Here is a 26109-nt window from a genome sequence, read left to right on the forward strand (position 1 = left end):
TTGTTAACAAGAATTAATTGCAATAATACCCGCCACTTTTGTTCTCGGCCTCACGAGGCCTGGAAGAACATTTACCCTATTTTCTCTCTCAGGTCCGGCCAGCATGACATGCAATCAATTCTCCGCTTCGCCAACCAAACGACCTCGCGCCTGGAGCGTTGCGGCCGCCCTGCTGCTCAGCCTGATGCTGGCGCCCATCGCCGCTTTCGCTGATGCACAAGCGCCTGGGACTCCGGCCACCAGCGCTGCTGCTCCAGCGCCCGCCGATCACACCGCACCAACCGTAGCGCCTGCCGCGACCGACCCGGCGCAGGCAGTAGTCGCCCAGGACGCTCCTGAAGTCCTTGAAGCCGACAACAGCCTGGGCATGGCCCACGACCTCTCGCCGTGGGGCATGTACCAGAACGCTGACATCATTGTGAAAATCGTGATGATCGGCCTGGCCATCGCTTCGATCATCACCTGGACCATCTGGATCGCCAAGGGTTTCGAGCTGATAGGCGCCAAGCGTCGTCTGCGCAGCGAAATCGTCCACCTGAAAAAAGCCACCACCCTCAGAGAAGCCAGTGCGACCGCCACCAAGCCTGGCACCCTCGCCAACCTGCTGGTCCATGACGCCCTGGAAGAGATGCGCCTGTCGGTCAACAGCCGCGAGAAAGAGGGCATCAAGGAACGCGTTGCCTTCCGTCTGGAGCGCCTGGTTGCAGCCTGCGGTCGCAACATGAGCAGCGGCACCGGCGTCCTCGCCACCATTGGTTCCACCGCGCCATTCGTAGGTCTGTTCGGTACCGTGTGGGGCATCATGAACAGCTTCATCGGCATCGCCAAAACCCAAACCACCAACCTCGCCGTCGTCGCCCCCGGCATCGCCGAAGCCCTGCTGGCCACTGCGTTGGGTCTGGTCGCGGCCATTCCTGCGGTAGTGATCTACAACGTCTTCGCCCGCTCGATCGCCGGTTACAAGGCGCAAGTGTCCGATGCCTCGGCTGAAGTCCTGCTGCTGGTCAGCCGTGACCTCGATCACCTGCCGACCGCCGAGCGCACCACGCAACCCCACATGGTCAAAGTAGGGTAATCCGCCATGGGCTTGCATTTGAAAGAAGGCGCAGACGACGATCTGGCCGAGAACCACGAAATCAACGTCACGCCGTTTATCGACGTGATGCTGGTGCTGCTGATCATCTTCATGGTGGCGGCGCCATTGGCCACCGTGGACATCAAGGTCGACCTGCCGGCCTCCAGTGCCAAACCGGCACCTCGGCCAGAGAAACCGGTGTTCCTCAGCGTCAAGGCTGACCAGCGCCTGTACCTCGGCGAAGAGGAAGTGAAGGCCGAAGCACTCGGCGCCACTCTCGACGCCAGGACTCAGGGCAAGAAAGACACGACGATCTTCTTCCAGGCCGATAAAGGCGTGGATTACGGCGACCTCATGAGCGTGATGGACAACCTGCGCTCCGCCGGTTACCTGAAGGTGGGCCTGGTCGGACTCGAGACGGCAGTCAAGAAATGATCACGACGCGCCATAAGCTGACGCGTTATAGCGCGAGCCTGGCCGTGGTGCTGGGCGTCCATGCGCTGGCCATTGCGCTGGCGATAAACTGGACTGCGCGCCCACCCGTCGAGCTGCCTCCGCAGGCGATGATGGTCGAGCTGGCACCGGTTCCCGCGCCACCACCACCGGCACCGCCGAAGGTCATAACGCCGCCACAGCCACCGGCCCCGGTGGAAGAGCTGCCGATCCCGAAACTGGCAGAAGTGCCGAAGGCCGAGATCGCCGTGCCGAAACCGGTCAAACCCAAGCCCAAGCCGCAACCGCCCAAGCCTGTGGAGAAAAAGCCGGAGCCGCCGAAGGAGAAACCGTCCGAGGAAAAGCCTAGCGACGCGCAACCGACCCAGGCGCCGACGGAGAAATCCGCCCAACCGGCACCCGGTCCATCGCCAGCGCAACAGGCTGCCAAAGCCAGCTGGGAAGGCACTTTGCTTGCGCACTTGGGCAAGTACAAAAAGTATCCATCCAGCGCACAGTCGCGGGGCAAGGAAGGTGTGAACCGTCTGCGCTTCGTCGTGGATGGTGAAGGTAATGTGGTGTCATTCGAACTGGTGGGCCTCTCTGGCAATGCCGATCTGGACCGGGCCACTCTGGAAATGATCAGACGCGCACAGCCTCTGCCCAAGCCCCCGGCCGACATGCTGAAAAACGGCCCCATCGAAATCGTTGCACCGTTTGTTTATTCGCTGGATAGACGCCGCCGCTAAACGCAATACCGACCCCTGTGGGAGCGGGCTTGCCCGCGATAGCGGGTTAACATTCAACGAATTTGCTGGATGTATTTCCCTCATCGCGGGCAAGCCCGCTCCCACAAGGTTATCTGCTAGGCGGAAGACTCCAGCCAATAAAGGCACCGAAAGGTGCCTTTTTCATACCTGCCAGCGGCAAACCGGCATTACCCAGTGTCACTCACCACACCCAGTCTGATAACGTGCGTCTATCGATTGCAGCCGGTATGCTTGGCCCGCAACTTCATGGACGCTTGCTATGACCCTCACAGAATTACGCTACATCGTTACCCTCGCCCAAGAGCAGCACTTTGGCCATGCGGCCGAGCGTTGCCACGTCAGTCAGCCGACCCTGTCGGTGGGCGTGAAAAAGCTTGAAGACGAACTCGGTGTGCTGATTTTCGAGCGCAGCAAGAGTGCCGTGCGCCTGACCCCGGTCGGCGAAGGCATCGTGGCCCAGGCGCAGAAAGTCCTGGAACAAGCCCAAGGCATCCGCGAACTGGCCCAGGCCGGCAAGAACCAGCTGACCGCCCCGCTGAAAGTCGGCGCTATCTACACCGTTGGTCCGTACCTGTTCCCGCACCTGATTCCGCAACTGCACCGGGTCGCCCCGCAGATGCCGTTGTACATCGAAGAAAACTTCACCCACGTGCTGCGCGACAAACTGCGCAACGGCGAGCTCGACGCGATCATCATCGCCCTGCCGTTCAACGAAGCAGACGTCCTGACATTGCAGCTCTACGACGAGCCGTTCTACGTCCTGATGCCGGCCCAGCACCCGTGGACGCAAAAAGAGTCCATCGACGCCGCCCTGCTCAATGACAAGAGCTTGCTGCTGCTCGGCGAAGGCCACTGCTTCCGCGATCAAGTGCTCGAAGCCTGCCCGACCCTGGCCAAAGGCAACGACGGCGCCAAGCACACCACGGTGGAATCCAGCTCCCTGGAAACCATCCGCCACATGGTTGCGTCCGGCCTCGGCATTTCGATCCTGCCGTTGTCGGCCGTGGACAGCCATCACTACGCCCCGGGCGTGATTGAAGTGCGCCCACTGTCGCCGCCAGTGCCGTTCCGCACCGTGGCCATTGCCTGGCGCGCGAGCTTCCCGCGACCGAAGGCGATTGAAATCCTCGCTGACTCCATTCGCCTGTGCTCGGTGGCCAAGCCGTCCGCGCCGGTGGTTGCGGCTTAAGTCGCGATGACCGAGTTGTCGCAAGTGTCGGTGACGGCACTCAAGGGTGTCGGCGAGGCCATGGCCGAGAAACTGGCCAAGGTCGGCCTGGAAAATCTCCAGGACGTGCTGTTCCACCTGCCCCTGCGCTATCAGGACCGCACGCGTGTCGTCCCGATCGGCCATTTGCGACCGGGGCAAGACGCCGTGATCGAAGGCACCGTCAGCGGCGCCGACGTGGTCATGGGCCGGCGCCGCAGTCTTGTCGTTCGCTTGCAGGACGGCACCGGCGGGCTCAGCCTGCGCTTCTACCATTTTAGCAACGCCCAGAAAGAAGGCCTCAAGCGCGGCACGCGGATTCGCTGCTACGGCGAAGCGCGGCCCGGCGCGTCAGGGTTGGAAATCTATCATCCGGAATACCGCGCCATCACTGGCGACGAGCCGCCGCCGGTGGATGAAACCCTGACCCCGGTCTACCCGCTTACCGAAGGCCTGACCCAACAACGCTTGCGCCAGTTGTGCATGCAAACCCTGACGCTGCTCGGCCCCACCAGCCTGCCCGACTGGTTGCCGACAGAACTGGCCCGCGACTATCAACTCGCGCCACTGGCCGATGCGATCCGCTACCTGCATCACCCGCCCGCCGATGCCGACGTCGATGAACTCGCCCTCGGTCATCATTGGGCGCAGCACCGTTTGGCCTTCGAAGAACTGCTGACCCATCAACTGTCCCAGCAACGCCTGCGCGAGAGCATGCGTTCCCTGCGCGCGCCAGCGATGCCGAAAGCCACCAGGCTGCCGGCGCAATACCTCGCCAATCTGGGCTTCACGCCAACCGGTGCCCAGCAACGGGTCGGTAACGAAATCGCGTACGACCTCAGCCAGCATGAACCGATGCTGCGCCTGATTCAGGGCGACGTCGGTGCGGGCAAAACCGTGGTCGCCGCCCTCGCCGCGCTTCAGGCGCTCGAGTCGGGTTACCAAGTGGCGCTGATGGCGCCCACGGAAATCCTCGCCGAACAGCACTTCATCACCTTCAAGCGCTGGCTCGAACCGTTGGGCATCGAAGTCGCGTGGCTGGCCGGCAAGCTCAAGGGCAAGAATCGCGTGGCCGCGCTGGAACAGATCGCCAACGGCGCACCGATGGTGGTCGGCACGCACGCTCTGTTCCAGGAAGAAGTGCAGTTCAAGAACCTCGCGCTGGCGATCATCGACGAACAACACCGCTTCGGCGTGCAGCAGCGTCTGGCGTTGCGGCAGAAAGGCGTCGGCGGGCGGATGTGTCCGCATCAGCTGATCATGACCGCCACGCCGATCCCTCGGACGCTGGCCATGAGCGCCTACGCCGACCTCGACACGTCGATCCTCGACGAACTGCCGCCCGGCCGAACCCCGGTCAACACCGTGTTGGTCACCGATACACGGCGCGTGGAAGTCATCGAACGCGTGCGCGGTGCCTGTGCCGAAGGGCGCCAGGCCTATTGGGTGTGCACGCTGATCGAAGAGTCGGAAGAGCTGACCTGCCAAGCGGCAGAAACCACTTACGAAGACCTCACCGCCGCCCTCGGCGAGTTGAAGGTCGGCCTGATCCACGGCCGCATGAAGCCCGCCGAAAAAGCCGCCGTCATGGCTGAATTCAAGGCCGGCAACCTGCAACTGCTGGTCGCCACCACGGTGATCGAAGTCGGCGTCGATGTACCGAACGCCAGCCTGATGATCATTGAAAACCCCGAACGCCTGGGTCTTGCGCAATTGCACCAGCTACGCGGCCGTGTCGGTCGAGGCAGCGCCGCCAGTCATTGCGTGCTGCTCTACCATCCGCCGCTGTCGCAGATCGGTCGTCAACGCCTGGGCATCATGCGCGAAACCAACGACGGTTTTGTCATCGCCGAAAAAGACCTCGAACTGCGTGGCCCCGGCGAAATGCTCGGCACGCGCCAGACCGGCCTGCTGCAATTCAAGGTCGCCGACCTGATGCGCGACGCTGACTTGTTACCCGCCGTACGCGACGCCGCCCAAGCGTTGCTGGAGCGCTGGCCGGATCATGTCAGCCCGTTGCTAGACCGCTGGCTGCGTCATGGGCAGCAATACGGCCAAGTGTGAGCACCGTCGCAGTTTGTAGACGATGCTTTTAAACAAGCTGGTTATACTCCTGCAATTGTTTGAATACGGATACAGACTATGACTGAAGCTGCCCTCGCCCCGGAACCCCTGCACGCTCCGTCTGTTATTCGGTTGCTGCTGGGCAAAATGGGCATTGCCTACGAAGAAGTCCTCGATCACCACGGCCTCAACGCCTCGCGCAAAGTGCAGGCGGTGCTGGTGGACGACGCGGTCGGCGCCTTGATGGTGCTGTTCCCACAAAGCCAATTGCTGGACCTCAATCGCCTCGCCGAACTGACGGGCCGACGCCTCACCGCCGTGCCCACCGAACGCCTGGTCAAAATGCTCGGCAAACACAACCTGAGCATGCTGCCCGGCCTGCCGGCGCTGACCAGCTCGCCATGCCTGTACGAAGAAAGCCTCCTGCGCGAACCGAAGTTGCTGATCAACTCGGGCGAGCCAGGCGTGCTGCTGGAAATCACCAGCGAAGATTTCAAGAGCATGCTGACCAAGGCCAGCGCCGCCAATTTCGGCGAGAACCTGACCAGCATCCGCCCGAACCTCGACCGCCCCGACGATGACCGCGAGGAAATCACCCAGGCCGTCCAGGCGTTCACCGCGCGACGTATCCAGCAACGCCTGGAAGCCACCATCGAAATTCCGCCGCTGGCCGAGACCGCGCAGAAAATCATCAAACTGCGCGTCGACCCCAACGCCACTATCGACGACATCACCGGCGTCGTTGAAACCGACCCGGCGCTGGCCGCGCAAGTTGTCAGCTGGGCCGCGTCGCCGTACTACGCCTCGCCGGGCAAGATTCGTTCAGTGGAAGACGCCATCGTGCGCGTGCTGGGTTTCGACCTGGTGATCAACCTCGCGCTGGGCCTGGCCCTGGGCAAAACCCTGAGCCTGCCCAAAGACCACCCGCAACAAACCACGCCGTACTGGCAGCAATCGATCTACACCGCCGCCGTCATCGAAGGCCTGACCCGCGCCATGCCCCGCGCCCAGCGCCCGGAAGCCGGCCTGACCTACCTCGCCGGCCTGCTGCACAACTTCGGCTACTTGCTGCTGGCCCACGTCTTCCCGCCGCACTTCTCGCTGATCTGCCGTCACCTGGAGGTCAACCCGCACCTGTGCCACAGCTACGTCGAGCAACACCTGCTCGGCATCAGCCGCGAACAGATCGGCTCCTGGCTGATGCGCTACTGGGACATGCCCGAAGAACTGGCCACCGCGCTGCGCTTCCAGCACGACCCGGGCTACGACGGCGACTACGCCGAATACCCGAACCTCGTGTGTCTGGCGGTGCGCCTGTTGCGTAGCCGTGGGATTGGCTCCGGGCCGGATGAAGACATCCCCGACGCCCTGCTGGAACGCGTCGGCCTGACCCGCGACAAAGCCAACGACGTCGTCAGCAAAGTGCTTGAGGCTGAAGTGCTGCTGCGCGAACTGGCTTCGCAGTTCAGCCAGCCCTAAAAGTAATCGCGAGCAGGCTCGCTCCCACAAGGATCACCTAAATCCCTGTGGGAGCGAGCCTGCTCGCGATGAATCCAACTCGGTCTTTCGGCTTTAGATCGTTCCCACACTCTGCGTGGGAATGCATCCCGTGACGCTCCGCGACACCCCATCACACGAAACTCAAGCCTTAGCCTTCGCCTTCCTCGGCTTCAAATACTTGGTCAGCCCCTGAAACCAGATCACCAGCGCCGGATTCCCCTTGATCTGAATCGACTTGTCCTGAATCCCCGTCATAAACGCCAGTTGCTTGTTCTTCGCCTGCATCGTGTCAAAGCCATACGCCGCATCCTTGAACGCAATCGCAAACGCCGGCTCGGCATACACGCCCGACTTGCTGGTAATACGCTGATCCTTCACAAAGAAATGCCGCGCCACTTTCCCGTCCAGGGTCTGTAGCTGGAACACCAATTCCTTGTCACCCAACTGCTGCTGAAACGCAGGATTAGTCCGACTGGCCTTACCCATCAACAAACCCAGCATCCACAGAAGAAAACGAAATTTCATGCGCACAGCCTCAAGAGAAAAGTGAACGGCTGGCGCAGTGTAGCGGCTTCAAGCGAGAACGCCACTGTTGTGCAGTGATAGCGGAAGATGCCGTAGTTTTTGACGCTGATGACTACCAAGTCATTGAAGAAACGCTGGTGTTTAAAAGCGAAGATCTTTTGAAGTTTCTACGTGCGACGCTATCGGAAGTTTCCTGCAACACGTGGCGCTGTTCGTGAACTAGGCAGCCCTGGGCATCATCGATAGGCTTTGTTCGTCGCCGCAAAATCGGTGACACGGACGTGCAAGTCTGTGATCGGCACACAATCGGTTATGGCTATTCACCGAGCGTTTTCTTATGCTCGCGAATTGTTATGGCGGCTGTGTGTGGGAGGCCTTCGGGTCTGCCGGTTTGCCGATTCCGGTCTTGCACACCTATACACAGCTGCCACCTCATTCGAAGCGCAAGCGAAACGGTGTTTAGCTCCTAATATCGGTACTACTCATATGATCAAGCCAACGCCCAATCCACCAGAACACGAAGACACATCCCCCTACGAATCCAGCGATTCGAAGAAATTCCACGAAGCAGCCGAACGCGCCCTCGACCACCATTTCGCCCCCTCCAGCGATAAACCAAAGCCTCGCAAAGGCAACCTCTTCGCCGTCTCCCCCAACATAGACACCGAAGCCCTCTTGGCCAACGCCTCGGAAGACCTGCTGTCCATCAGCGCCATCGCCGCCAACCTGGCCGACGACGTGGACGGCGCACGACGCTCCGTAGCCTTGGCGCTAAGCAGATTGGCGGATGGGGTTCGGTTGTTGGTGGAGCGAGCGCTGGACCACATTGATTCGCCGAATCCGGCGGAGCATCGGGCGAAGGTGTAGCGGAGCCACGGGATAAAAAAAGGGGACGTTGAGTCCCCTTTCTGCAACTACTTTTGCATGCCATCAAAACTAGCGAAAATCTTCCGCACTTTTAGGAAGCGACTCCATACCCTGCATCGCAGCCCGACTAACGGAGGCATGACCACCCGCGCCACAGGACTGCCGGAATACAACCTTGTCGCCCTTGAGCACCGTCAAAGAACTCACAAAGGCCTGGTTAACGAGGTAGTTATAAGCCCCCTTTTTGAACTTGATAATGTTCAGGTTAACGCTGCCTTCCGACGCATTGACCACGAAGAACTTGTCCTTGGGAGGCGCGCTGTTCTGCGGGTAGAGCATTTCTATTTTTCCCGGCATACCGTAACGGTACTGAACAGCACCGGCCGCAGGTTTGTTATTTCCCCACGCACAAACGGAAACCGTCTTTCCTCCCGTCAACAGGCAGCTGAAATAAATGTCTTCGTCTGCAGAACATAGCGTTTCATTCTGCTCGTCAGTCAATAGTGCAGGCTGTACTGCAACGCGCTCTTGCCATTGTGTGCCGGAGACACAATTCGATAGGCAAGCCAACGTCGAGATATCCGGTTCCTCGCTTCCAGCAAACAGATAAGTCGCGGAACCAGCGCGGATGCGAGCTTTGTAAACGGGGACACTGACGGTCAGTCCTTTGGCGGGCGCGGTCACGCTGGAGCTCTGCCCCGAGACAACCATACCTTCCGCATCACCGCATAATGCACGCAAAGCGGCATCACTGAACGAATCATCTGAAGGGCGGGCGAACAGCTTGGTATCGGCACGGCAGTCGTAACCGTGCCAGTACGGCCCCATACCCGGGTTGATATCCATCGAGAAAACATAGGCTCCCTCGAGCGCCACTCTTCCATTGTCATAGTCAAAAATCAGCCATCGACGAGACTTCGCTTGGGAGAAATTTTCGTTCTCCAAAATGTACCGATCACCATCGCGATACAGTTCGAAGGAATTCATGGCCCCGACCGACTCTGCTGTGTCTGATAGCTTGTCACCGGAATTGGCATCCACCAGATAGTTGTTAGCGTCCAACACCAATGCGCAATCGCTACCGGCCTGACTACAGGACTTGAGTGACGGGAACACCGGTTCTGCGGCCGCAGGCAAAGAAACCAGCAACAACGTCGCCAACCAAAGTCTTTTCAACATACCTCCCTATTTATGAATACGGCCCTGACGGCACAAAAAAATGACCGCAAAAAAGTGGCAACTTTATTTACCGATAGCTAACCTATTTTAAATAAATTTGCCCCATTTTTTCTTTAAACAAGCCTATCGAATCTAGGTCTCTAATATTCAACTAGTAGATTGGCATCTGAAATCGCATTCTTGCCAAGCATCTCTCATGGGGCTCTCCATATAATTTTTGGGTCATGGCGCAATTTTTTTCAGCATACTCTTTCCAAGACGCTCCAAAGTCTGCATCTCCGCCCACGAACTCAATAGCCTTAGGATAATTCATCGCGGTAGCTTTCTCATTAACCACTGAGACCGCTTTATAAAAGCCATCTCCAATAACACCAGTGCGGAGATACACGAGTTCACTCAACCGAAAACTCGTAAACTGTTTTATACAGGAAAGACTGTCTATAGGAGACTCTGCAGCTCCACCCCCCTCATAATTGCAGTAACCTTCTTTCAACTTAATCCAGCTTTTCTGAGCAGCTAGCAATTCAGGCCTTAACGATGGATCTAGCTCGGATGATAGTGCCTTATACTGCTCATTGAGCACCTTATCAACTTTGGCAAAAGCTGCCTGAGAACAGATAATAATGTCAGGATTCGTTAAATTCGCAGAATTACACTTAGTATCCGCCAACGCAAAACCCATTGAGACGGAGAAAATGGAGACAGCAACAAACGTCTTATTAATTACTTCCAGCAACTGCATTTTAATGCCTCCTCAAAGTAGACCGCTTCTTTTTCACGCCTTGTCGCCACCCCAACTGTTTGAGAATCATTTTCCCAAAGCCTCTTCATACTTCGAAGTCGCGAAGGTATTAACTCAGGATTGTCGCTATCGAAATCTTCTTTTATCTGCTTCATCTCCAGTCGAGCCGCCGCTTTTGCTGGAGTGCTCCCGCTTAACGCGTTACCTCTATTTACGATGAGAGAGAGCAATACCCCCTGACAGTCGGGATGCAAATTTATCGCTTTAGGGTACACATTAACAACCTGTTGAGCATATCTTCTCTTCATGATAACCGCTAACTTCAGCGCATTATCTTTGCTTATCGATATAGAACTTACATTGTGAACAAAGTCTCTTGCATCTTGGCCTTTTTTACCCAATGCACCCTTCAAGCTTTCTATTTCATTTTCTGTGTATAGATCTTTAAGCTCAGCGTCTACCATTGCAGCAGTTTGCTGTCCAAGATCATAGCCATAACCGATAGTCACACCACTATTATTATCGGTCAGAGCGTACGGATGCTCCCTATATGCCTCAGTCGCCAAGAGAAATTCAAATAGCTTCTTGGACACCACATAGGGCCCTACCGTTGTATCTAATGTGTACACTTCCGACTTACATTTTTCAGGACATCCAGACTGGAAATTCCCTAATAATCCAATTGGGTTAATATGTTGTACGTTCGCGGCACTGGTGATTCCGCTTACTCCTACCAGTTTATCCCACCAACTCAAACGCTCAATCCGCGCCTTTTCCTCAAGCCACCCCTTATGCGGGTCTGAGTCGCTGTGCCCCATCAGTTCATCGAGGGCATCCCACTTATCTTTTTTGAACTGCCACTCACTCTCATAACGAGTAACCATCTGAGAGATGGCTTGAGAAAACCAAGGCTTACCTAATGCTTCTTTTATTTCAGAAAGATTAAGTTTTTTATCGCCATTTTTATCGAGTATTTTATACAACCGTTGTTTCGCAGGTCCGTCGTTAGCGGCCCCGACATTCGGTAGGTAAGTCGCGCGCTCCTCTTCACTTAAACTTTCCTGTGCGTGCAAGAATGCAGCCAGATGATCTTCATTACTGACGGTTTCCTCGATAAAACTGAAACCCTCCCACTCAAACGGCGAATGACGTGTCAACGTGATATCCGGCTCCGCAAACCAGCCGTTGATTTCGTTGCCCTCCGCATCTCCGAGTAGTCCATCCAGACGCCACCAAAGCGTGTAGGTCGTGGTCCCCCCCATAACAATAGGCACTTTGATTTTCTTGTCGGCAGGCAATGCTTCAAGGACTCCGACAGGAACGATATAGTCAGAACCAACCTTTTTGTGTGCATCGGTCACTTTAGGTGGGTTCGTTGCGCTCATGCCTTGTACGTGAGTAATCAACGGGCTGTCTTTTGGAATCTTAAGTAGTGTCTTTTCCTTTGCCGGCAAGCTAGCAGCCTTGGACTTGCTCAACTCTGTAAATGCCTTGACGTCCTCGCAGCTGAAGACTTCCAGGTGCAACAGGTTCTTGGGAGCAGGATCAGAGTGGCTCTGATACTTCCCTACATGACCAATCAGGCTCCCAGCTTTTACAGGGAATGGGCGTTCCAGGACATGGACCGCATTTTTTTCTGCCGGCTCCCTTTTGGTCTCAAGAAACCCTTCCCAGATATAACCGAGCACGCCGTTGGCTGCGGTCAACGCAGGACGGGGATTTCCACTGACGATTTCCAGTAGCTTCTGATACTTGCCGCTTGTTCCGTCATTGCCGATCTTCACTTGAGTTCCAATCGGCAGAATGGATGTAGTAGCACTCGATTGGTTAGCAGCCTCATGCACGGCGAGGCCTTTTTGAGGCGGAGTCATCGCGTCTTTCGCAGCACTACCGATGACGTAGCTATTGGGTGTTGAACCCGCCGTCATTTCTTTTTTGAAGACCCAACCGGTTCCCGACGGAAGGCTAGCGTCGGCGGGAGTGACACTCACCACCTTGAGCCACCCATGATCTTCTTCGCCCGTTTCTACAACAGTGCCTCGAGGCAATACGGCCAAAACAGTGCCATAGCCAGGTTTTCCCTTCTGCTCCTGACGAACCCTCAATCCAAGAATTTCGTCTTTCGCTGTAGATTTAACCTGCCAAGTACCACCGCTCCAGAAGATCGGTCGGCCCAAGGCAGGGGTTTCGTTGTATGTCTTCCAATCTAGCAAATGCATGTAAAGACTAAAAAAGGTGAGGCTGGGCTGCGGGGCCGCTGCCGCTGGTTGCGCGCCAGCAGCTGCCGGCGCAGGAGGAGCGGGAACCTCGAGACGATGCTTAACCAACACAAAGGCAGTTGAAAATACCGAGTGCGACGAGCCGAAATCAGATTTTGGATAGGTCTCATCAATCCGATAAGCAACAACCTCACCATCAGCAATGCACCTGACTTCCGTCAGATCCCTCACCAATCCAGTGGCCTCATCAAAGTGAACACCACCATGCCAAAGGCCATTGGCCCCTAATGGGTAGTAACCATCCTTGGCCTTCGCCAGTGCCTTATAGAACTGCTGCGGATCCGTCGCTTCTACGGTTCCTACTTTCAGTGGATACGCCCATTTCTCTACTTTGCTTGTCGTTGTGTCAGTCATTACCAATTACCTGAATTCTGATCCCTGGTGGCTTGGATTGCCGTCGGTGTTTATTAGCCGGAAAAATTAAGCATTCGTTTTGGCTTGCGCTTGATCTGTTCCTCAGACGCATTCCCCAACGCCTGATCCATCAAACTCCCCGCCTTATCCTTATCCGCAGCCCCCGGCAGCACCGGCGGCTTAATCCCGATCCCCGTCCCATTCCCCGCCGATCCACCCGCATTAATCTTCACCACCGGCCCAACAACCGTCACCCCACCGGCATCCAGCTTGATAAAACTCCCGCCACCCAAAATGGTGAGTTCGCTGCCAGCTTCAATAACAATCTTCGCCCCAGCCTTCAGATGAATCTCTTTCCCAACACTCGTCAGCTGCGCAGTCCCGAGCTTCACATGCTGGTTCTGCCCAATCGTCAGGTGATCATCCAGGCGCGCTTCAACTTTGCGGTCGGCGATGGTGGTGCGGTGTTCTTCGGCTTTCAGTTCGGTGTAGGTGTTCTTCACCACCGTGTCATGCCGCTCATTGCCGACGCGAATCTTCTGATCATGCTCAATGTTTTCATCCCAATCCCGCTGGGCATGAATGAAGATCTGCTCGGCGCCTTTCTTGTCTTCAATGCGCAGTTCGTTGAACCCGCCGCCCCCCGGAGAGCTGAGGGTTTTGAAGACGGTGCGAGTCTTGTTCGCTGGCAGTTCGTAGGGAACCTGGTTTTCCTTGTGGTACAGGCAACCGGTCACCAGTGGCTGATCGGGGTCGCCTTCGAGGAAGGTGACGAGGACTTCCATGCCGATGCGCGGAATGACGATGGCGCCATAGCGATCCCCGGCCCAACTCGAAGAGACGCGCATCCAGCAGCTGGTTTTGTCATCCGCCAACCCTTCGCGGTCCCAGTGGAATTGCACTTTGATGCGGCCGTATTGGTCGCAGTGGATTTCTTCGCCCTTGGGGCCGGTGACCATGGCGGTCTGGCTGCCGAGGACGCAGGGTTTGGGGTGTTGCAGCGCCGGGCGGTAGAACACGTTCCACGGGGTGGCGAGGAAGCGGTTGCGGTAGCCCTGGTGGAAGTCGTCTTTGTTGTCGGTGGTGTCGCTGGTCACGGACTCTTCGAGGACTTGCGGTTGTTTGCCTTCGTGGACGATTTCGGTGAGCAGCCAGAGGTCGTTCCACTCGGTGCGCGGGTGGTCGGACATTTCCAGGAAGTGGCCGCTGACGAGGGTGGTCTGGTCGCCACGGCCTTCGGCTTGCTGGTAGTCGGCGCGGTGGCGTTCGAGGGCGCGTTGGCTGAGGAATTTGCCGCGCGCGCGGTCGAGGAAGCGGCCGGGGTAGTCGTAATCTTCGAGGTCTGGCTCGGTGCTTTCGCCGTCGGGTTTATAGCCGGCTTCGAGTTGCAGGCGTGGTTTTTCGAAGTCGTAGTCGCGGCGGGTGACGCGGCCGGTGCGGGTTTCGAGGCGCAGTTTGAAGCCTTTGATCACCGGCTCGTCGGCGACCATGCCGCTGCCTTGCACATAAGCTGTTGGCTGGCCGAGTTTCGGGAACACGGTCTGGTCGTCGCCGAATACCAAAAGATGACCTTTGGAACTGTGCTGGAAGTGGTAGTGAATGCCTTCCTCTTCGCACAGGCGCTGGACGAAGTGCAGGTCGGTTTCGTCGTATTGCACGCAGTAGTCGCGGTCCGGGCAGGGCTGGCTCAACTGGAATTTGTAGGCGTTGCCCTTGATGCCGTGCTCATCGAGGATCAGTGCGATGATTTTCGGCGCGGACATCTGCTGATAGATGCGCTGGTTGGTGCGGTGATGCAGGTATTGCAGCTGCGGAACCAGGGAGATTTTGTAGCGGGTCAGGCGTTTGCCGGCGTCGCCTTGGGCGACGCGGTAGATCTGGCCGTGGATGCCGGAACCTTTCGGATCGAACGCCAGAAACGCCTGCTTGTGCAGGAGCTTTTCCAGGTCCAGGTCGGGGTTTTCGCTGACCAGTTCCAGGTCGAAGCGATACGGCTGGCTGATGCCTTCGGTGCCGGTGAACGACAGCACTTGCAGGTCGCCGGCATAGTCTTCGACTGTGAGGCTGAAATGCGTTTCGTTAGCTGAGTTGAACATTGCTTGCTCCCTGTTCGGTAGTCATCCGTTACGCCCGCAGTCGAAGGCGTTGCAGCAAAGACGAAGTGGCGCCCATGGCGTCACGCAATTGAGCGGCGGTGATGGTGCGCTTGGCCGCATCGAAAGCCAGCGCCGTTCGCAGGGCTGGCCAGCAGTGTTTCGGAAGATTGCGCGGTGCGTGCAGCTCGCGGTCGAGTTGACCGTCGCGGGCCTCGACCGACGACATGCGGCGGAAGGGGTGTTTGCCGCCCGCCAGTTCGTAGAGCACGCAGGCCACGCCATACACATCGGCGCTGGCCGACAGTGGTTGGCCTTCAAGCAGTTCGGGGGCGGCGTAGCCCGGGGTCCAGGCGTTGAAACGGTCGCGGCTCAGGTGTGGCAGGCCGGGCAGGATGCCCTCTTCGGCCTGGCCCAGGCCAAAGTCGAACAGGCGCACGCCTTCTTCGCTGAGCATCACGTTGCTCGGTTTCATGTCACCGTGCAGCACACCGCGAGCGTGGGCGTAGGCCAGCGCGTCGAGCAGCGGCAACGCGATGTCGCGCAGTTCTTTCCACGGCAGGCCAAGGGGCCGCTCGCAGAGGAGTTTGTCCAGGGTCAGCCCACGCATGAGTTCCATGGTGATGAAGGCGCGCTGGCAATCGGTGTCCACTTCAAAGCTGTGCAAGCGCAGTACGTTGTCGTGGCGCAGGCGCCGGATCAGGGCGAACTCGCTGTAGAGCAAGGCGCTGGCATCCGGCGATTCGGCAAATTCTTCGCTGAGGATTTTCAGCGCGATGTAAGGGTCGGGATCGCCGAACTGTTCGCTCAGCAAGTCCCGTGCGCGGTAAACCGCGCCCATGCCACCGGCACCGAGCAGGCGCTCGATGCGGTAACGGCCCGCAAGCACGTCGGGCATTTCGCCGATGCTGGCCTTGGTTGGCGCCAGCGCGGGTTCGGCCTTGTGCGGCTTGTCGTTCAGAGACTTGGCGAACGCAAAGTAAGTCAGGTTACTGTCTTGCTCTTCGCTCACCAGCAGGTCGTCGAGGGGTGGCATGAGTTCAGTCATTGGCGGATCACCACGGCAGTCAGGTTGTCCCGCGCCGAGCCACGCAGAGCGCCGTCGAACAGACGCTCCAACGCAACGTGCGGCGCGGTCAGGCTCAGGGCGTTGCCCAAGGCATCGCTGCTGAGCCCTTGGTACAAACCGTCGCTGCACAACAGGAACGTATCGCCGGGATAAACCTCGAGTTCAAGCACGTCCAGCGTCAACACATCAGCCGCACCGACCGCACGGGTCAGCGCATGGGCGGAAGGATGCGCACGGGCGTCTTCGAGGCTCATCTGTTGCTCGTCCATGAGTTGCTGTTGCAGCGAATGGTCCTTGGACAGCTGATACAAACGCTGGCCGCGCCACAGGTAGCAACGGCTGTCGCCGGCCCAGATACAGGCCGCGCGATTGCCTTCCACCAACAGCGCCACCACGGTGCTGCCCATGATGCTGTCGTGGCGCCCGGCGGTGACGGTCAACTCCTGACCCAAACGGCGGTTGAGCCAGTGCAGGCACTGGCGAATGCCTTTGAGTCGTTCGTCGAAGCCGTCCTGCACCGGCAATTCCGCCAGGCTGGCGACGATCAACTGGCTGGCGATGTCGCCCCCCTGATGACCGCCCATGCCGTCCGCGACCACCCACAGCCCCTGCTGTGGACAGTCGAGAAAAGCATCTTCGTTGCGTGCCCGAACCTTGCCGGCATCGGTACGCGCAGCGCTGCGCCAAGGACTGGCAACCAGCATCAGAGCTGCACCGGCATACGGAAGGTACGCAGCACGCCCATGTCGAACGGGTTCGGCGTGCGCTGACTCGACAGCAAGTAGTTGGCGCGCAGGCCGCCCACGTCCGCCTTGAGCACCATCACGTCGCGACCGTTCAGATACTCGGTCTGCATCAGATCGAACAAGCGGAACAGCGACCAAGGGCCGGAGTTCTTCTCGATGCCGATCGGGCGGCCGGCCATTTTGTCGAGGACCAGGCTGGTGCGACCGTCTTCAGCGTCGGTCGGCCATTTGAACGATACCGGCACGATCGGGCCGTGGCGGTATTCGATGGTCTTGTCGCCAAACTTGAACTCGGAGCGGCTGACAGCGGGGTCGAGGGTGTACGGCTCCAGTTTGAACTGCACTTGCGGCTCGGCCGGGTTGGCCGAGAAGAAGCTCTGGCGAATCACTTGGGCCGCGGCCATCTGGTCGAGGTAGACCTTGGAGATCGGCATGCTGTGGCCGTCAATGCTGCGCAGGCGGTAGTTGCCCGGATCGCCACTGACGAACGGACGCATGTAGGTCTCGAAGAAGCGATCGTTGATGCCCTGCGCCTTGAAGAACTCGCGGAAGTCGCTGATCGCAACGTCGCTGGTGCTGTGGGCGCTGAACGGATAACGCTTGTTGATCGCCTTGCCGTAGAAACTGTACAGCTCGCTCTGGTAACGCTGGTTCAGGTACTGGTAGGAATCGTTGAGCACCAGACGCCAGGTGTCTTCAGCCAGCACGTTGAACCAGACGCTGACCGGACGCGGCAGACGGTTCGACGCATTGCGCAAGTTGCTCAGCGCATCACGCTGGCCACTCATGCGGGTCTTGGCCATTTCGAACGCGGCCTGATCCGGCGAGCTGGCACGCGCCAGGCTCGCCAGTTGCAGTTGCAGGTCATTGAGCGCTGCGAGTGCCGGGGTCAAATCAGCGGCAGGGCCGTTGTTGTCGTCCAGCAAACGGTGCAGCGGTTCGAAGCGACGTTGCAGGGATTTCTTCGCGGTGTCTGGCAGGTTTTTGATCGCCGCCATTTCCGAGGCTTGGCCCGCAGCGGCAGACGCCAGTTTGCCCAGCTTGCCCAACTTGCCTTTCTGCCCTGCCAGCGCTTCAGCGGCATCCGCCGCTTGATCAACCGGTTCGGCCTCTGCCGGGAAACGGGTGTTCTCGCGCACTTCCACCAGCAGTTGCAGCACCGGAGAATTGGCAGAGGTCAGGCCCGCCAGTTGCTCGGCGCCCTCGCCCGCGTCGTTGATCGGTGGCAAGGCCACCTGGCCGACCGCTTCACTCCAGAAGTTGGCGTAGTCGCGGAAGTACAGTTGCTCGAGTTCGACCATCAGGCGACGCAAGTCCATGCCGCTGATGCCCGAACCTTCGCCCAGTACCCAGTTGTCGCGCAGGATGTCACTGACCAGCGCACTGCCCTGGATCGAAAAATACTGCTGGTAACCCTGTTGGGTGTAGAAGCCCGGGATCACATAATCGGTGCCGACAAACAGCGAGGCCTGTGGGCCGATGTGTTGGCTCAAACGGTATTCCGGCAGGTTACGGGCCTGCTCGCGCAGCATCCGGTAAACCACGTTGGCCAGCGACTCGCTGCGAAGCACCTGGCGCGCTTGGGCCACCAGTTGATCGTTCAGCGGGTAGATAAACGGCTGCTTCAACAAGCGTTCGAAGTGCGTGTTCAAACCGTTCTGCACCGCGGTGTTGCCGGCGTAACGCTGGGACCATTCGGTGGCGACCCAATCCTTGAGCCATGGACCGTCGCGGCGATCCTTCATGTTCAGCATCAGGTACGCACGCAGGCTGTTCAGCAGGCGTTCGCGGTCATTCATGTTGGCGCGGATCTGCCCTTCCAGCAGCGTTGCAACCTTCGGCAGCAGTTGCGCTTCAAGCTCTCGCTCGTAGGCGTCCTTGACCACCGGATTGACCTCTTCGCCCTGATACAAACCACCGCGCTCGTGATACGACACGTCACCCTTGTTCGGGAAAACCTGGGTCGCCGCGTAGCTGCTGTCGAGGGGTTTGAGCACCGCCATGGAGTCGTCACGCGCGGTCAGCGCCGAACGTTGTTGATTCCAGTTGGAGGCCAGGTTGCGCAGGTTTTCCAGGCGCTCGTAGTTGGCGGAGAAACCGCCCGCCCACAACATGCCGAACAGTGCCAGTGCCGCCAGCGCGCCCACGTACAGCGCACGTTGGCCCCAATGGATGCGGCTGCGTTCGCGCTTGTCCAGACCGGCCAGATCGGCCTCGGGGAAAATCACTCGGCTGAGCAAATGGTGAATGAATCGCGAGCGGCCGCTGCGCAAGGTCGGCAGCACGCCGGCGTTCATGCCCAGGCTGGCGCCGATGCCAGCGGTGGTCTGGTCCATTTCCTGGTTCAGGTGCGGTGCGCTGGTCAGGTAGAAACCGCGCAACTGGCTGACACGCTGGTAGCGGTTGCCGGTGAACGCCATGTCGACGAACAGGCACAGGCGCTCGCCGATCTGCCCCAGTTGATGCGGGAAATCGAGGATGCGGCCACGGCGCTGGGTATCGCGCTCCTGGTGCATGCGCATGATCACCTGACTGTTCAAGCGACGCAGCAGCTCTTCGAATTCGGTGCGCAGGACGGCGACATCGGTGCCGCTCTGCTCTTTGCGGAAGCTTGTGCCGAGCACCTGATCGCTTTCTTCGCGGGTCAGCTGATCGAAGAACTCGTCGAAACCGAGCAGCTTGTCAGCCTTGCTCAACACCAGGTAAACCGGCACATCGACGTGCAGCTTCTGATGCACGTCCTGCAAGCGAGCACGCACCTGGCGCGCCAATGTGTCCAGATCCTGTTCGGTGTTGCCCAGCAGCATTTCCACCGGGATGGTCACCAGCACGCCGTTCAATGGACGGTTGCGGCGACGCTTGCGCAGCAGGTCGAGCAACGTGCTCCAGGCGCTGCCATCGACTTCGGAATCCGGCTGGGTCAGGTAACGCCCGGCGGTGTCGATCAGCACACCGTGATCGGCGAAATACCAGTCGCAATGCCGGGTGCCGAGGGTGTCTCGGGTCAGTTTGCGGTCGATCTTGTTGATCGGAAACTCAAGGCCCGAGAAGTCCAGCAAACTGGTCTTGCCGCTGCCCTGTGGGCCGATCAGCAAGTACCACGGCAGGTCACTGCGCCAGCGCTCGCTGCGACCGCGATACAGGCTAGATGTCTTAAGGGTTTTCAACGCATCCTTGAAGCGCACGCGAAGCTCTTTCTGCTCCTCGTCGATCAGCTCTTCACGGCGGATACGGTCCTGGCCATCTTCGGTGTCTTCGATAGCTTTTTTACGCACACCGGCGCGCCAGCTGACGAAGACCATGGTCAGGCCCCAGATCAGGAACAGCACACTGATGGTCAGCAGGCGGGAGGTCGAACCTTCCCAGAACTTGTAATCATCAACGGCCAGCAGCGGCCCGACGAACCACACCAGCAGTGCCAGAAACAGCACCACCAGCAAGGTCCAGACCCAGGTCTTGCGCAAGAATGCGCCGACTTTCTTGAAAAACTTTTTCATCACACGTCCCTGTTTACGGCTGCGACTGCGGCTGGACCGCGGCCGGATCTAGCTGCTGAAAAGGTTGCAGAACGGTTTCGCGTTGCTCGCCCAAGACCCAGGCGAAACCCGAATACATCACCACCAGGCAGACCACGGTGAACAGCACCACCATCCACGCCGGCACGATGCGCACCAGGCTGCGGCGCTGATCGTTCAAGCCTTCCCAATGCGGCGAAAGCTCGCGCGGCACGTCGCCACGCAGCTGACGAATCTGGCGATACAAGGCGTCGCGGATGCCTTCGAGTTCGAGCATGCCGCGCGCTTGCACGCGGTACTTGCCTTCGAAACCGAGGGACAGGCACAGGTACATCAGCTCCAGCATCGGCAGGTGCTTGACCGGGTTTTTCGACAGGCGATCCAGCAGCTGGAAAAACTTCTCGCCGCCGAAGGTTTCGTTGTGGAAGCTGCTGAGCAGGCTCATCTGCGACCACTCGCTTTCGTTGCCCCACGGCGTGGTCACGACAGCTTCGTCGACCACGGTGCAGAGCACGTAACGCGCGGCCATCACCTGGCTGCTTTCAGCGCCGTTGTGCAGGGCGCGTACTTCAAACAGCTTCAGCCCGGAAGTCAGTCGCTCGTTGAGCGCGTACATGTCTTCGCGGGTGTCGCTGTGCTTGAGCCGTACCACTTCCGACAACAGGTCCGAGGCGGCGGCCACCAGCGAATTGAGGCTGATGTTGAACGCTTCGGCCGGGCGCAGGCGCGCGGCGTAGATCATCCGTTCTTCGAGCTGTTCGAAACGCGGCGGTGCGGCGAAATCTGTCAGCGGACTCTGCGCCGGGCCGTGGCCCTGGCGGTCGAGCAGGACGGTTTTGTCGTCCTGGTTATGTTCCATGTCCTTGATCATGTCGGTCAGTTCCTGATGGCCCAGAATTTCAGTTCAAGCTCGGCAAATTCGCCGGACACATGGAACGCGAAGCCGCCGGAGCGCTCCAGTTGTGCCAGGTCTTCGGAACTGAGTTCGAGAATGAAATAGGTTTTGTTGGAGTGGAACGCGATCTGCCGCGGGGCCACCGGCAACGGTTTGACCTTGATGCCCGGCAGGTGCAGGTTGACCAGTTGGCGGATGCGCTCCACCGGGCCGACCTTGAGGTGCGCCGGCAAGCGGTGGCGCAGTTCTTCGGAGTCGCAGTTGGCACTGGCGGCGAGCACGAACGAGGCCGAGCCCAGCAGTTTGTGGTCGTGCAACGGCGAAACGATGATCCCGTACTGGCGCGCTTGCAGGACCAGTTCGATGGCGTGCTGTTCGAGCACCATCGACAGCACCTGACGAATCGCTTCCATCAGTTTGCGGAAACTCGCGCCCTGGTCGCTGTGCTGGTAACGGCTGTCCAGGCGCGGGCGTTTGGTGTCGCTGGAGAACGTCGCCAAGTCGCCCAGCATGGTCAGCAGCGTGCGGTACAACTCTTCCGGGTGAACCTGTTCCAGACCGAGGTAGTGACGCAGCAGCATTTCGGTGCGGTTGATCAGTTGCAGCATCATGAAGTCGCCGACTTCGGCGCCACCGACCTTGCCGTTGGAACGAATCCGTTCGGCAATGGTGTCGCCACGGTGGCCGAGCATGCTGATCACTTCTTTCAGGCACGACAGCAGGTAGCTGGAGGCATGCGCCTGAATGTAGGTCGGCACAAAATCCGGGTCGAGGCTGATCACGCCATCGGGCGTGGTGTCGAGCACTTCGCAGACCTTGAGTTTCACGTAGGCCTGATCGCTTTGCTGTTCGCCGAGCAACAATTTGAAGTCCGGGCGACCGCAGCTGACCTGGCTGGCGGAATCGTCGCCGGCATTGGAGTCCGCGACTTCCACTTCATACGCGGTGTAGCGCGCCAGCACATCGGATTGCTCCGGGCGACGGGCCTCGATGTGGTTGCCGGTGACCAGTGGCAGCGCCAGATAAATCGGCGTGTTACCGGTATTCGGCGGCACATCCAGCGCCAGCGGCTCGGTGTTGCCGCCGAGTTCGAACAGGCTGCCGTCCGGCAGAATCCCCGAGGCCTGGCTGATCACCAGTTTGCCCATGTTGAGGAACTGCAAATCGATTTCCAGATTGAGGAAGCCCCAGGTGTAGCTGCCCAGCAACCGGGTGAGGGTCTTCATCTGGTGTTCGTAATAGCGGTCGTTATGCTGGAAGTGCTGCGGACGCAGCAGCATGCCTTCCTGCCAAATGACTTTATGGGAGTTCATGATCAGTCATCCGCCTTGGCGAGCTTTTCGTTGCTGTTGCGGATGCCGGCCTGGTCGAGGGTCAAATCAGCGTCGGTGACTTCCACCGGAGTGACTTGCACCGTGTAGCGCCATTTGGTTTCCGGCAGGTCACGGTAGGCGGCGAGAATGCCGACGTAGCGACTGCCCTCCTCCACGCTGAGTTTCATTTCCACGGTTTCACCCGGGCGCAGTTCGATTTCTTCGCTGGCCACCAGGTCCGGGGCCAGGGATTCCTTGGCGCGCTCGTACAGGCTGAAGAAATCGGCGTTCTCGAAGGTCACCGGGTGCTTGAGCTCGAACAGACGCACGACGATCGGCGACGGACGCCCGTTGAGGTCCGGGTTCAACTGATCGCTGGCGGTGAGCTTCAGGTTGAGCTTGGTGACGTGGGAGTACGGCGACAGCGACGAGCAGCCGGCCAGCAGCACCAGGGCCGCGAACGCCGTCAGCGTCTTGAAAAAAGCGGTCGAGCAGCGAGACATGCGCATCATCCTTGGTGGTCGGTGTGAAGGGTGGAAATCAGGCGGATCTGTTCTTCGTAAGCCTGAGCAAAGTCGCGGGCCAGCAGGCGTTCGCTCCAGTCATCGTCCTGACGCAGGGCCTGGTGATAACGACCGTAGGCTCTCCAGCGGCTGCCGGAGGTGGCCAGCAACGGCTTGTTGTCGCGCTCGAAACGCAAGGTCAATTGCTGTGGCGAGAAGTGTTCCAGCGTGCCGCGAACGGCGGCGCGGCTGGCGGTCAGCAACGCCACCTGATGCGCCTGCAAATCGCGGAACGCCCGGGAGATCGCTTGCTCGGCCGGCAACTGCCCCGGCTTGTTCGGCTGCAACAAGATGCCCAGCGCTTCACCGGCATCGACGGCGAATTTCAACGGGTTCTTTTGCGTGCCTTGCACGGTGGTCTGGGCCAGGCGCAGTTCGTTTTTCAGTTCGCTGCGGGTGCGCAGGCTCTGCTGCAAACCACCGACGCTTTGCTTGAGCAAACGGGCAGCGTTCAGCGCCAGGGCTTCGCGGGCGTCGTGGTCGAGGCCTTTGAGGTCCACGCCCAGCGCCGCGCCGAAGTGCTCCCAGAAACCTTCGCTCTGACGCTCGACCGGTTTCGGCGGCGGCGTGGGAGCTGGCTCGGCCGGGGCGTTGATCAGCTCCGGGACCAGCAGGCTTTCCATGTCGATTCGCGCATAGTCGGCGCGCTGACGGGTGTCCTGTGGCGCGTTGTTTGGCGAGATCAGTTCGTCGATTTCCGAATACACGCGCTCTTGCTGATCGAGGGCGTTCAGCGGATCGAGATCAAGGAATGCGTCGTCCGGAATGATGCTGCCCGCCGCTTGCGGACGGCCGACTTCCACGTCGAAGGTCGCCGGGTCGCGCACCAGGCGCGCACGGATCTCGAAATCACCCAGCACGTAAACGCTGCCGTGTTCGATGCGCATCGCTTCGCCCTTGCGCAGGCGTGCGCCGCTTTCGCTGTCCGAAATACCGTTGCTGCTGGTATCGGTCAGGAAAAACGTGCCTTCGCGGTAGCTGATCAACGCGTGGTGGTTCGACAGGTGACGCTTGCGGTCGGGAATGATCCAGTCGCAATCCTCGCCCCGGCCGATCACGCCACCGGCCTGCTTGAAGGTCTTCTGGCACAAATCCGTGGGCACGAACTGCTTGGTGTTGAGCATTTCGAAAACCAGTTCCATGGTGATACTCCTTGCGGTCACTTGCCGCGATTGACCGCCTGCGGATCACCCAATGGGCGATAGGTGTTGTCGTTGTATTTGTAATTGCCGCTACAGCCGCCGAGGCCGCATAGAACGACGAGGGTCAGCAGGACGGCTTGCCAGTGACGAACAGGCATCAGAGGGTCTCCAGGGATAGACAAAGCACAAAGCGCCGACCCGTTTGGGCGGCGCTGTTAAAAGCGGTTGAGGTGAAATCGACGGTCATTTGCCTACCCATCGAAGTCGCCCAGGTTGATATTCAAGCGGCCAAGGCGGTACAGCAGCGTGCGGCGCGGCAGCCCGAGTTCGCGGGCGGCGAGGGTCTGGTTGCCGTCGTTTTTGCGCAGGCAATCGAGCAACAGGCTGCGCTCGACCTGCTCCAGGCGTTCGCGCAGGTTGAGGCTGTTGTCTTCCGGCATGGCTTCCATGCGCAGGGAGAAATGCTCGGCCAGCAACTCGCCGCCCTCGCACAGCAGAACCGCACGCTCGACCAGGCCTTTGAGTTCACGCACGTTGCCGGGGAAGGCGTAACCCGACAGGTGATCCAGCGCCGCATCGGACCAACGCACCGCGTCGCGCTGCAAGAACGAGCACGCCTTGTCGGCGAAATGCCGTGCCAGATCGAGGATGTCGCCTTCGCGCTGACGCAAGGCCGGCAACTCGATCGGGAATTGCGCGAGGCGGTAGTACAAGTCCTCGCGGAACTTGCCTTCGCTGACCAGCACCGACAAATCCCGGTGCGTCGCGGCGATGATGCGCACGTTGATCTTGTGGGTGTCGTTGGAACCCAGCGGGCGGATCTCGCCTTCCTGCAACACGCGCAACAACTTGGCTTGCAGCGACAACGGCATGTCGCCGATTTCATCGAGCAACAAAGTGCCGCCATTGGCCGCATCGAACAGCCCGGCACGGTCGCGGTCAGCGCCGGTGAAGGCGCCTTTGCGGTAGCCGAACAGCTCGCTTTCCAGCAGGTTCTCCGGAAACGCCGCGCAGTTCTGCACGATGAACGCCTGGGAACGGCGCGGGCCGCAGTCGTGAATCGCCCGCGCGACCACTTCCTTGCCGGTGCCGGTTTCGCCGCGCAGCAGCACGGTGTACGGGCTGTGCAGGACTTTGCTGATCAGCGAATAGGTCTCGCGCATGGCCTTGCTCTTGCCGATCAGGCCGTAACCACTGGCGCTCGGAACACTGGCCTTCACCGGTCGAGACTCCCCGGTCGGCTGACGCAAACGCTGCAGCAAATGCAGTTGACCGAGCACGAACGAGCCCAGTTGCCCGAGGGAATCGGCGAAGCCTTGCAGGTCGATGTGCCGGCGACTGGCGCACAGCAGCAAGCCTTCGACGGCCTTCTGCTGATTGACCATTGGCACGCACAGCAGCGACTGCCAAGGCGTGGCCTGAGGCGGTAGAAAACTGGTTTCGTGCAGGCTGCCGCTCAGTTCGCTGAGGTTCACCACGCGGTTCTGGCACAGGGCGAACTGCAGCAGTTGCTCACCGTTGTAATCCGCCGGCAGGCTCGCCGCTTCCCGGGGTTGCAGGATGCCGTTCAGGCACTCGGCGTTCATCCCCAGGCACGTGTGAGTCGCGTCCAGCAGGTACAACTGCGTCAACTCGCAGCCGCTGAGTTCGGCCAACCCGCGCACGAAGTCACCCAGCAGCGCAGCACCGTCCGCCGCCCGCGACAGGCTGGCGAATTGCGCCAGCAAGGCTTCGGCATAAACCAGCGGCTGGGGCACTTGAGTGAACATCACACCCACC

The 26109-nt window shown here is 59.4% G+C and carries 21 protein-coding genes; 7 read left to right on the forward strand and 14 right to left on the reverse strand.

Going from position 1 to position 26109, the window contains the following annotated elements; all coding sequences use genetic code 11:
* The first annotated feature begins 103 nt into the window (after window positions 1–103).
* From exbB to HNR03_RS13275, 6 genes are all read left to right on the forward strand, one after another.
* Window positions 104–1075, forward strand: a complete 972-nt coding sequence (gene exbB / locus HNR03_RS13250; RefSeq protein WP_259154037.1) for a tonB-system energizer ExbB — start codon at window positions 104–106, stop codon at window positions 1073–1075.
* Between the two features lie 6 nt (window positions 1076–1081).
* The gene (exbD, locus tag HNR03_RS13255; protein ID WP_109626740.1) at window positions 1082–1510 is read left to right on the forward strand and encodes a TonB system transport protein ExbD; all 429 of its coding nucleotides are present in this window, start codon (window positions 1082–1084) and stop codon (window positions 1508–1510) included.
* Entirely contained in the window at window positions 1507–2256 is a 750-nt protein-coding gene (locus HNR03_RS13260) for an energy transducer TonB (RefSeq protein WP_259154038.1), read from the forward strand. The genes exbD and HNR03_RS13260 overlap by 4 nt, the downstream gene beginning before the upstream one ends.
* 280 nt (window positions 2257–2536) lie before the next feature.
* A complete protein-coding gene (locus tag HNR03_RS13265) occupies window positions 2537–3466 on the forward strand; it encodes a hydrogen peroxide-inducible genes activator (RefSeq protein WP_090177974.1) in 930 nt (309 codons plus the stop codon).
* 6 nt (window positions 3467–3472) lie between these two features.
* Entirely contained in the window at window positions 3473–5548 is a 2076-nt protein-coding gene (gene recG, locus HNR03_RS13270) for an ATP-dependent DNA helicase RecG (RefSeq protein WP_259154039.1), read from the forward strand.
* A gap of 78 nt (window positions 5549–5626) precedes the next feature.
* Window positions 5627–7027: an aminoacyl-tRNA deacylase and HDOD domain-containing protein gene (locus HNR03_RS13275; protein WP_259154040.1), complete on the forward strand. Its 1401-nt coding sequence runs from the start codon at window positions 5627–5629 to the stop codon at window positions 7025–7027.
* A gap of 162 nt (window positions 7028–7189) precedes the next feature.
* Here the strand turns inward: HNR03_RS13275 and HNR03_RS13280 are convergent, their stop codons facing one another.
* Window positions 7190–7573, reverse strand: a complete 384-nt coding sequence (locus tag HNR03_RS13280) for a helicase (RefSeq protein ID WP_259154041.1) — start codon at window positions 7571–7573, stop codon at window positions 7190–7192.
* 486 nt (window positions 7574–8059) lie between these two features.
* On the opposite strand from HNR03_RS13280, the gene HNR03_RS13285 reads away from it, so the two are divergent.
* Window positions 8060–8440 carry a DUF6124 family protein gene (locus HNR03_RS13285; protein WP_259154043.1) on the forward strand — a complete coding sequence of 127 codons (381 nt, stop codon included), beginning with the start codon at window positions 8060–8062 and terminating at the stop codon, window positions 8438–8440.
* Between the two features lie 69 nt (window positions 8441–8509).
* On the opposite strand, the gene HNR03_RS13290 is transcribed toward HNR03_RS13285, so the two are convergent.
* The 13 genes from HNR03_RS13290 to HNR03_RS13350 form a co-directional block, all read right to left on the reverse strand.
* The gene (locus tag HNR03_RS13290) at window positions 8510–9619 is read right to left on the reverse strand and encodes a hypothetical protein (protein ID WP_259154044.1); all 1110 of its coding nucleotides are present in this window, start codon (window positions 9617–9619) and stop codon (window positions 8510–8512) included.
* A gap of 151 nt (window positions 9620–9770) precedes the next feature.
* Window positions 9771–10361 carry a lysozyme inhibitor LprI family protein gene (locus HNR03_RS13295; protein ID WP_259154046.1) on the reverse strand — a complete coding sequence of 197 codons (591 nt, stop codon included), beginning with the start codon at window positions 10359–10361 and terminating at the stop codon, window positions 9771–9773.
* Window positions 10343–12994 (reverse strand): pesticin C-terminus-like muramidase, encoded by a 2652-nt coding sequence (locus HNR03_RS13300; protein WP_259154047.1) that lies wholly within the window; start codon window positions 12992–12994, stop codon window positions 10343–10345. The genes HNR03_RS13295 and HNR03_RS13300 overlap by 19 nt, the downstream gene beginning before the upstream one ends.
* Before the next feature lie 53 nt (window positions 12995–13047).
* Window positions 13048–15090: a type VI secretion system tip protein VgrG gene (locus HNR03_RS13305; RefSeq protein ID WP_259154048.1), complete on the reverse strand. Its 2043-nt coding sequence runs from the start codon at window positions 15088–15090 to the stop codon at window positions 13048–13050.
* A gap of 28 nt (window positions 15091–15118) precedes the next feature.
* Window positions 15119–16135, reverse strand: a complete 1017-nt coding sequence (locus tag HNR03_RS13310; RefSeq protein ID WP_222589041.1) for a serine/threonine-protein kinase — start codon at window positions 16133–16135, stop codon at window positions 15119–15121.
* A complete protein-coding gene (locus tag HNR03_RS13315) occupies window positions 16132–16860 on the reverse strand; it encodes a PP2C family serine/threonine-protein phosphatase (RefSeq protein ID WP_222589042.1) in 729 nt (242 codons plus the stop codon). Before HNR03_RS13315 ends, HNR03_RS13310 begins: the two co-directional genes overlap by 4 nt.
* Window positions 16860–20399, reverse strand: a complete 3540-nt coding sequence (gene tssM / locus HNR03_RS13320; protein ID WP_259154052.1) for a type VI secretion system membrane subunit TssM — start codon at window positions 20397–20399, stop codon at window positions 16860–16862. The genes HNR03_RS13315 and tssM overlap by 1 nt, the downstream gene beginning before the upstream one ends.
* Before the next feature lie 13 nt (window positions 20400–20412).
* Complete coding sequence (gene icmH / locus HNR03_RS13325; protein ID WP_208670851.1) at window positions 20413–21288, reverse strand: type IVB secretion system protein IcmH/DotU; 876 nt, start codon at window positions 21286–21288, stop codon at window positions 20413–20415.
* A gap of 5 nt (window positions 21289–21293) precedes the next feature.
* Window positions 21294–22625 carry a type VI secretion system baseplate subunit TssK gene (gene tssK / locus HNR03_RS13330; RefSeq protein WP_222589044.1) on the reverse strand — a complete coding sequence of 444 codons (1332 nt, stop codon included), beginning with the start codon at window positions 22623–22625 and terminating at the stop codon, window positions 21294–21296.
* A 2-nt stretch (window positions 22626–22627) separates the two neighbouring features.
* Window positions 22628–23128: a type VI secretion system lipoprotein TssJ gene (gene tssJ, locus HNR03_RS13335; protein WP_090177940.1), complete on the reverse strand. Its 501-nt coding sequence runs from the start codon at window positions 23126–23128 to the stop codon at window positions 22628–22630.
* A 5-nt stretch (window positions 23129–23133) separates the two neighbouring features.
* Window positions 23134–24330 carry a type VI secretion system-associated FHA domain protein TagH gene (gene tagH, locus HNR03_RS13340; RefSeq protein WP_259154054.1) on the reverse strand — a complete coding sequence of 399 codons (1197 nt, stop codon included), beginning with the start codon at window positions 24328–24330 and terminating at the stop codon, window positions 23134–23136.
* Between the two features lie 17 nt (window positions 24331–24347).
* Window positions 24348–24488, reverse strand: a complete 141-nt coding sequence (locus HNR03_RS13345; RefSeq protein WP_007894589.1) for a hypothetical protein — start codon at window positions 24486–24488, stop codon at window positions 24348–24350.
* Window positions 24489–24581: 93 nt separating this feature from the next.
* Window positions 24582–26099 (reverse strand): sigma-54-dependent Fis family transcriptional regulator, encoded by a 1518-nt coding sequence (locus HNR03_RS13350; protein ID WP_259154057.1) that lies wholly within the window; start codon window positions 26097–26099, stop codon window positions 24582–24584.
* Window positions 26100–26109 lie beyond the last annotated feature (10 nt).

The sequence above is a fragment of the Pseudomonas sp. JAI111 genome, assembly GCF_024809425.1.
In the GTDB taxonomy this organism is placed as follows: domain Bacteria; phylum Pseudomonadota; class Gammaproteobacteria; order Pseudomonadales; family Pseudomonadaceae; genus Aquipseudomonas.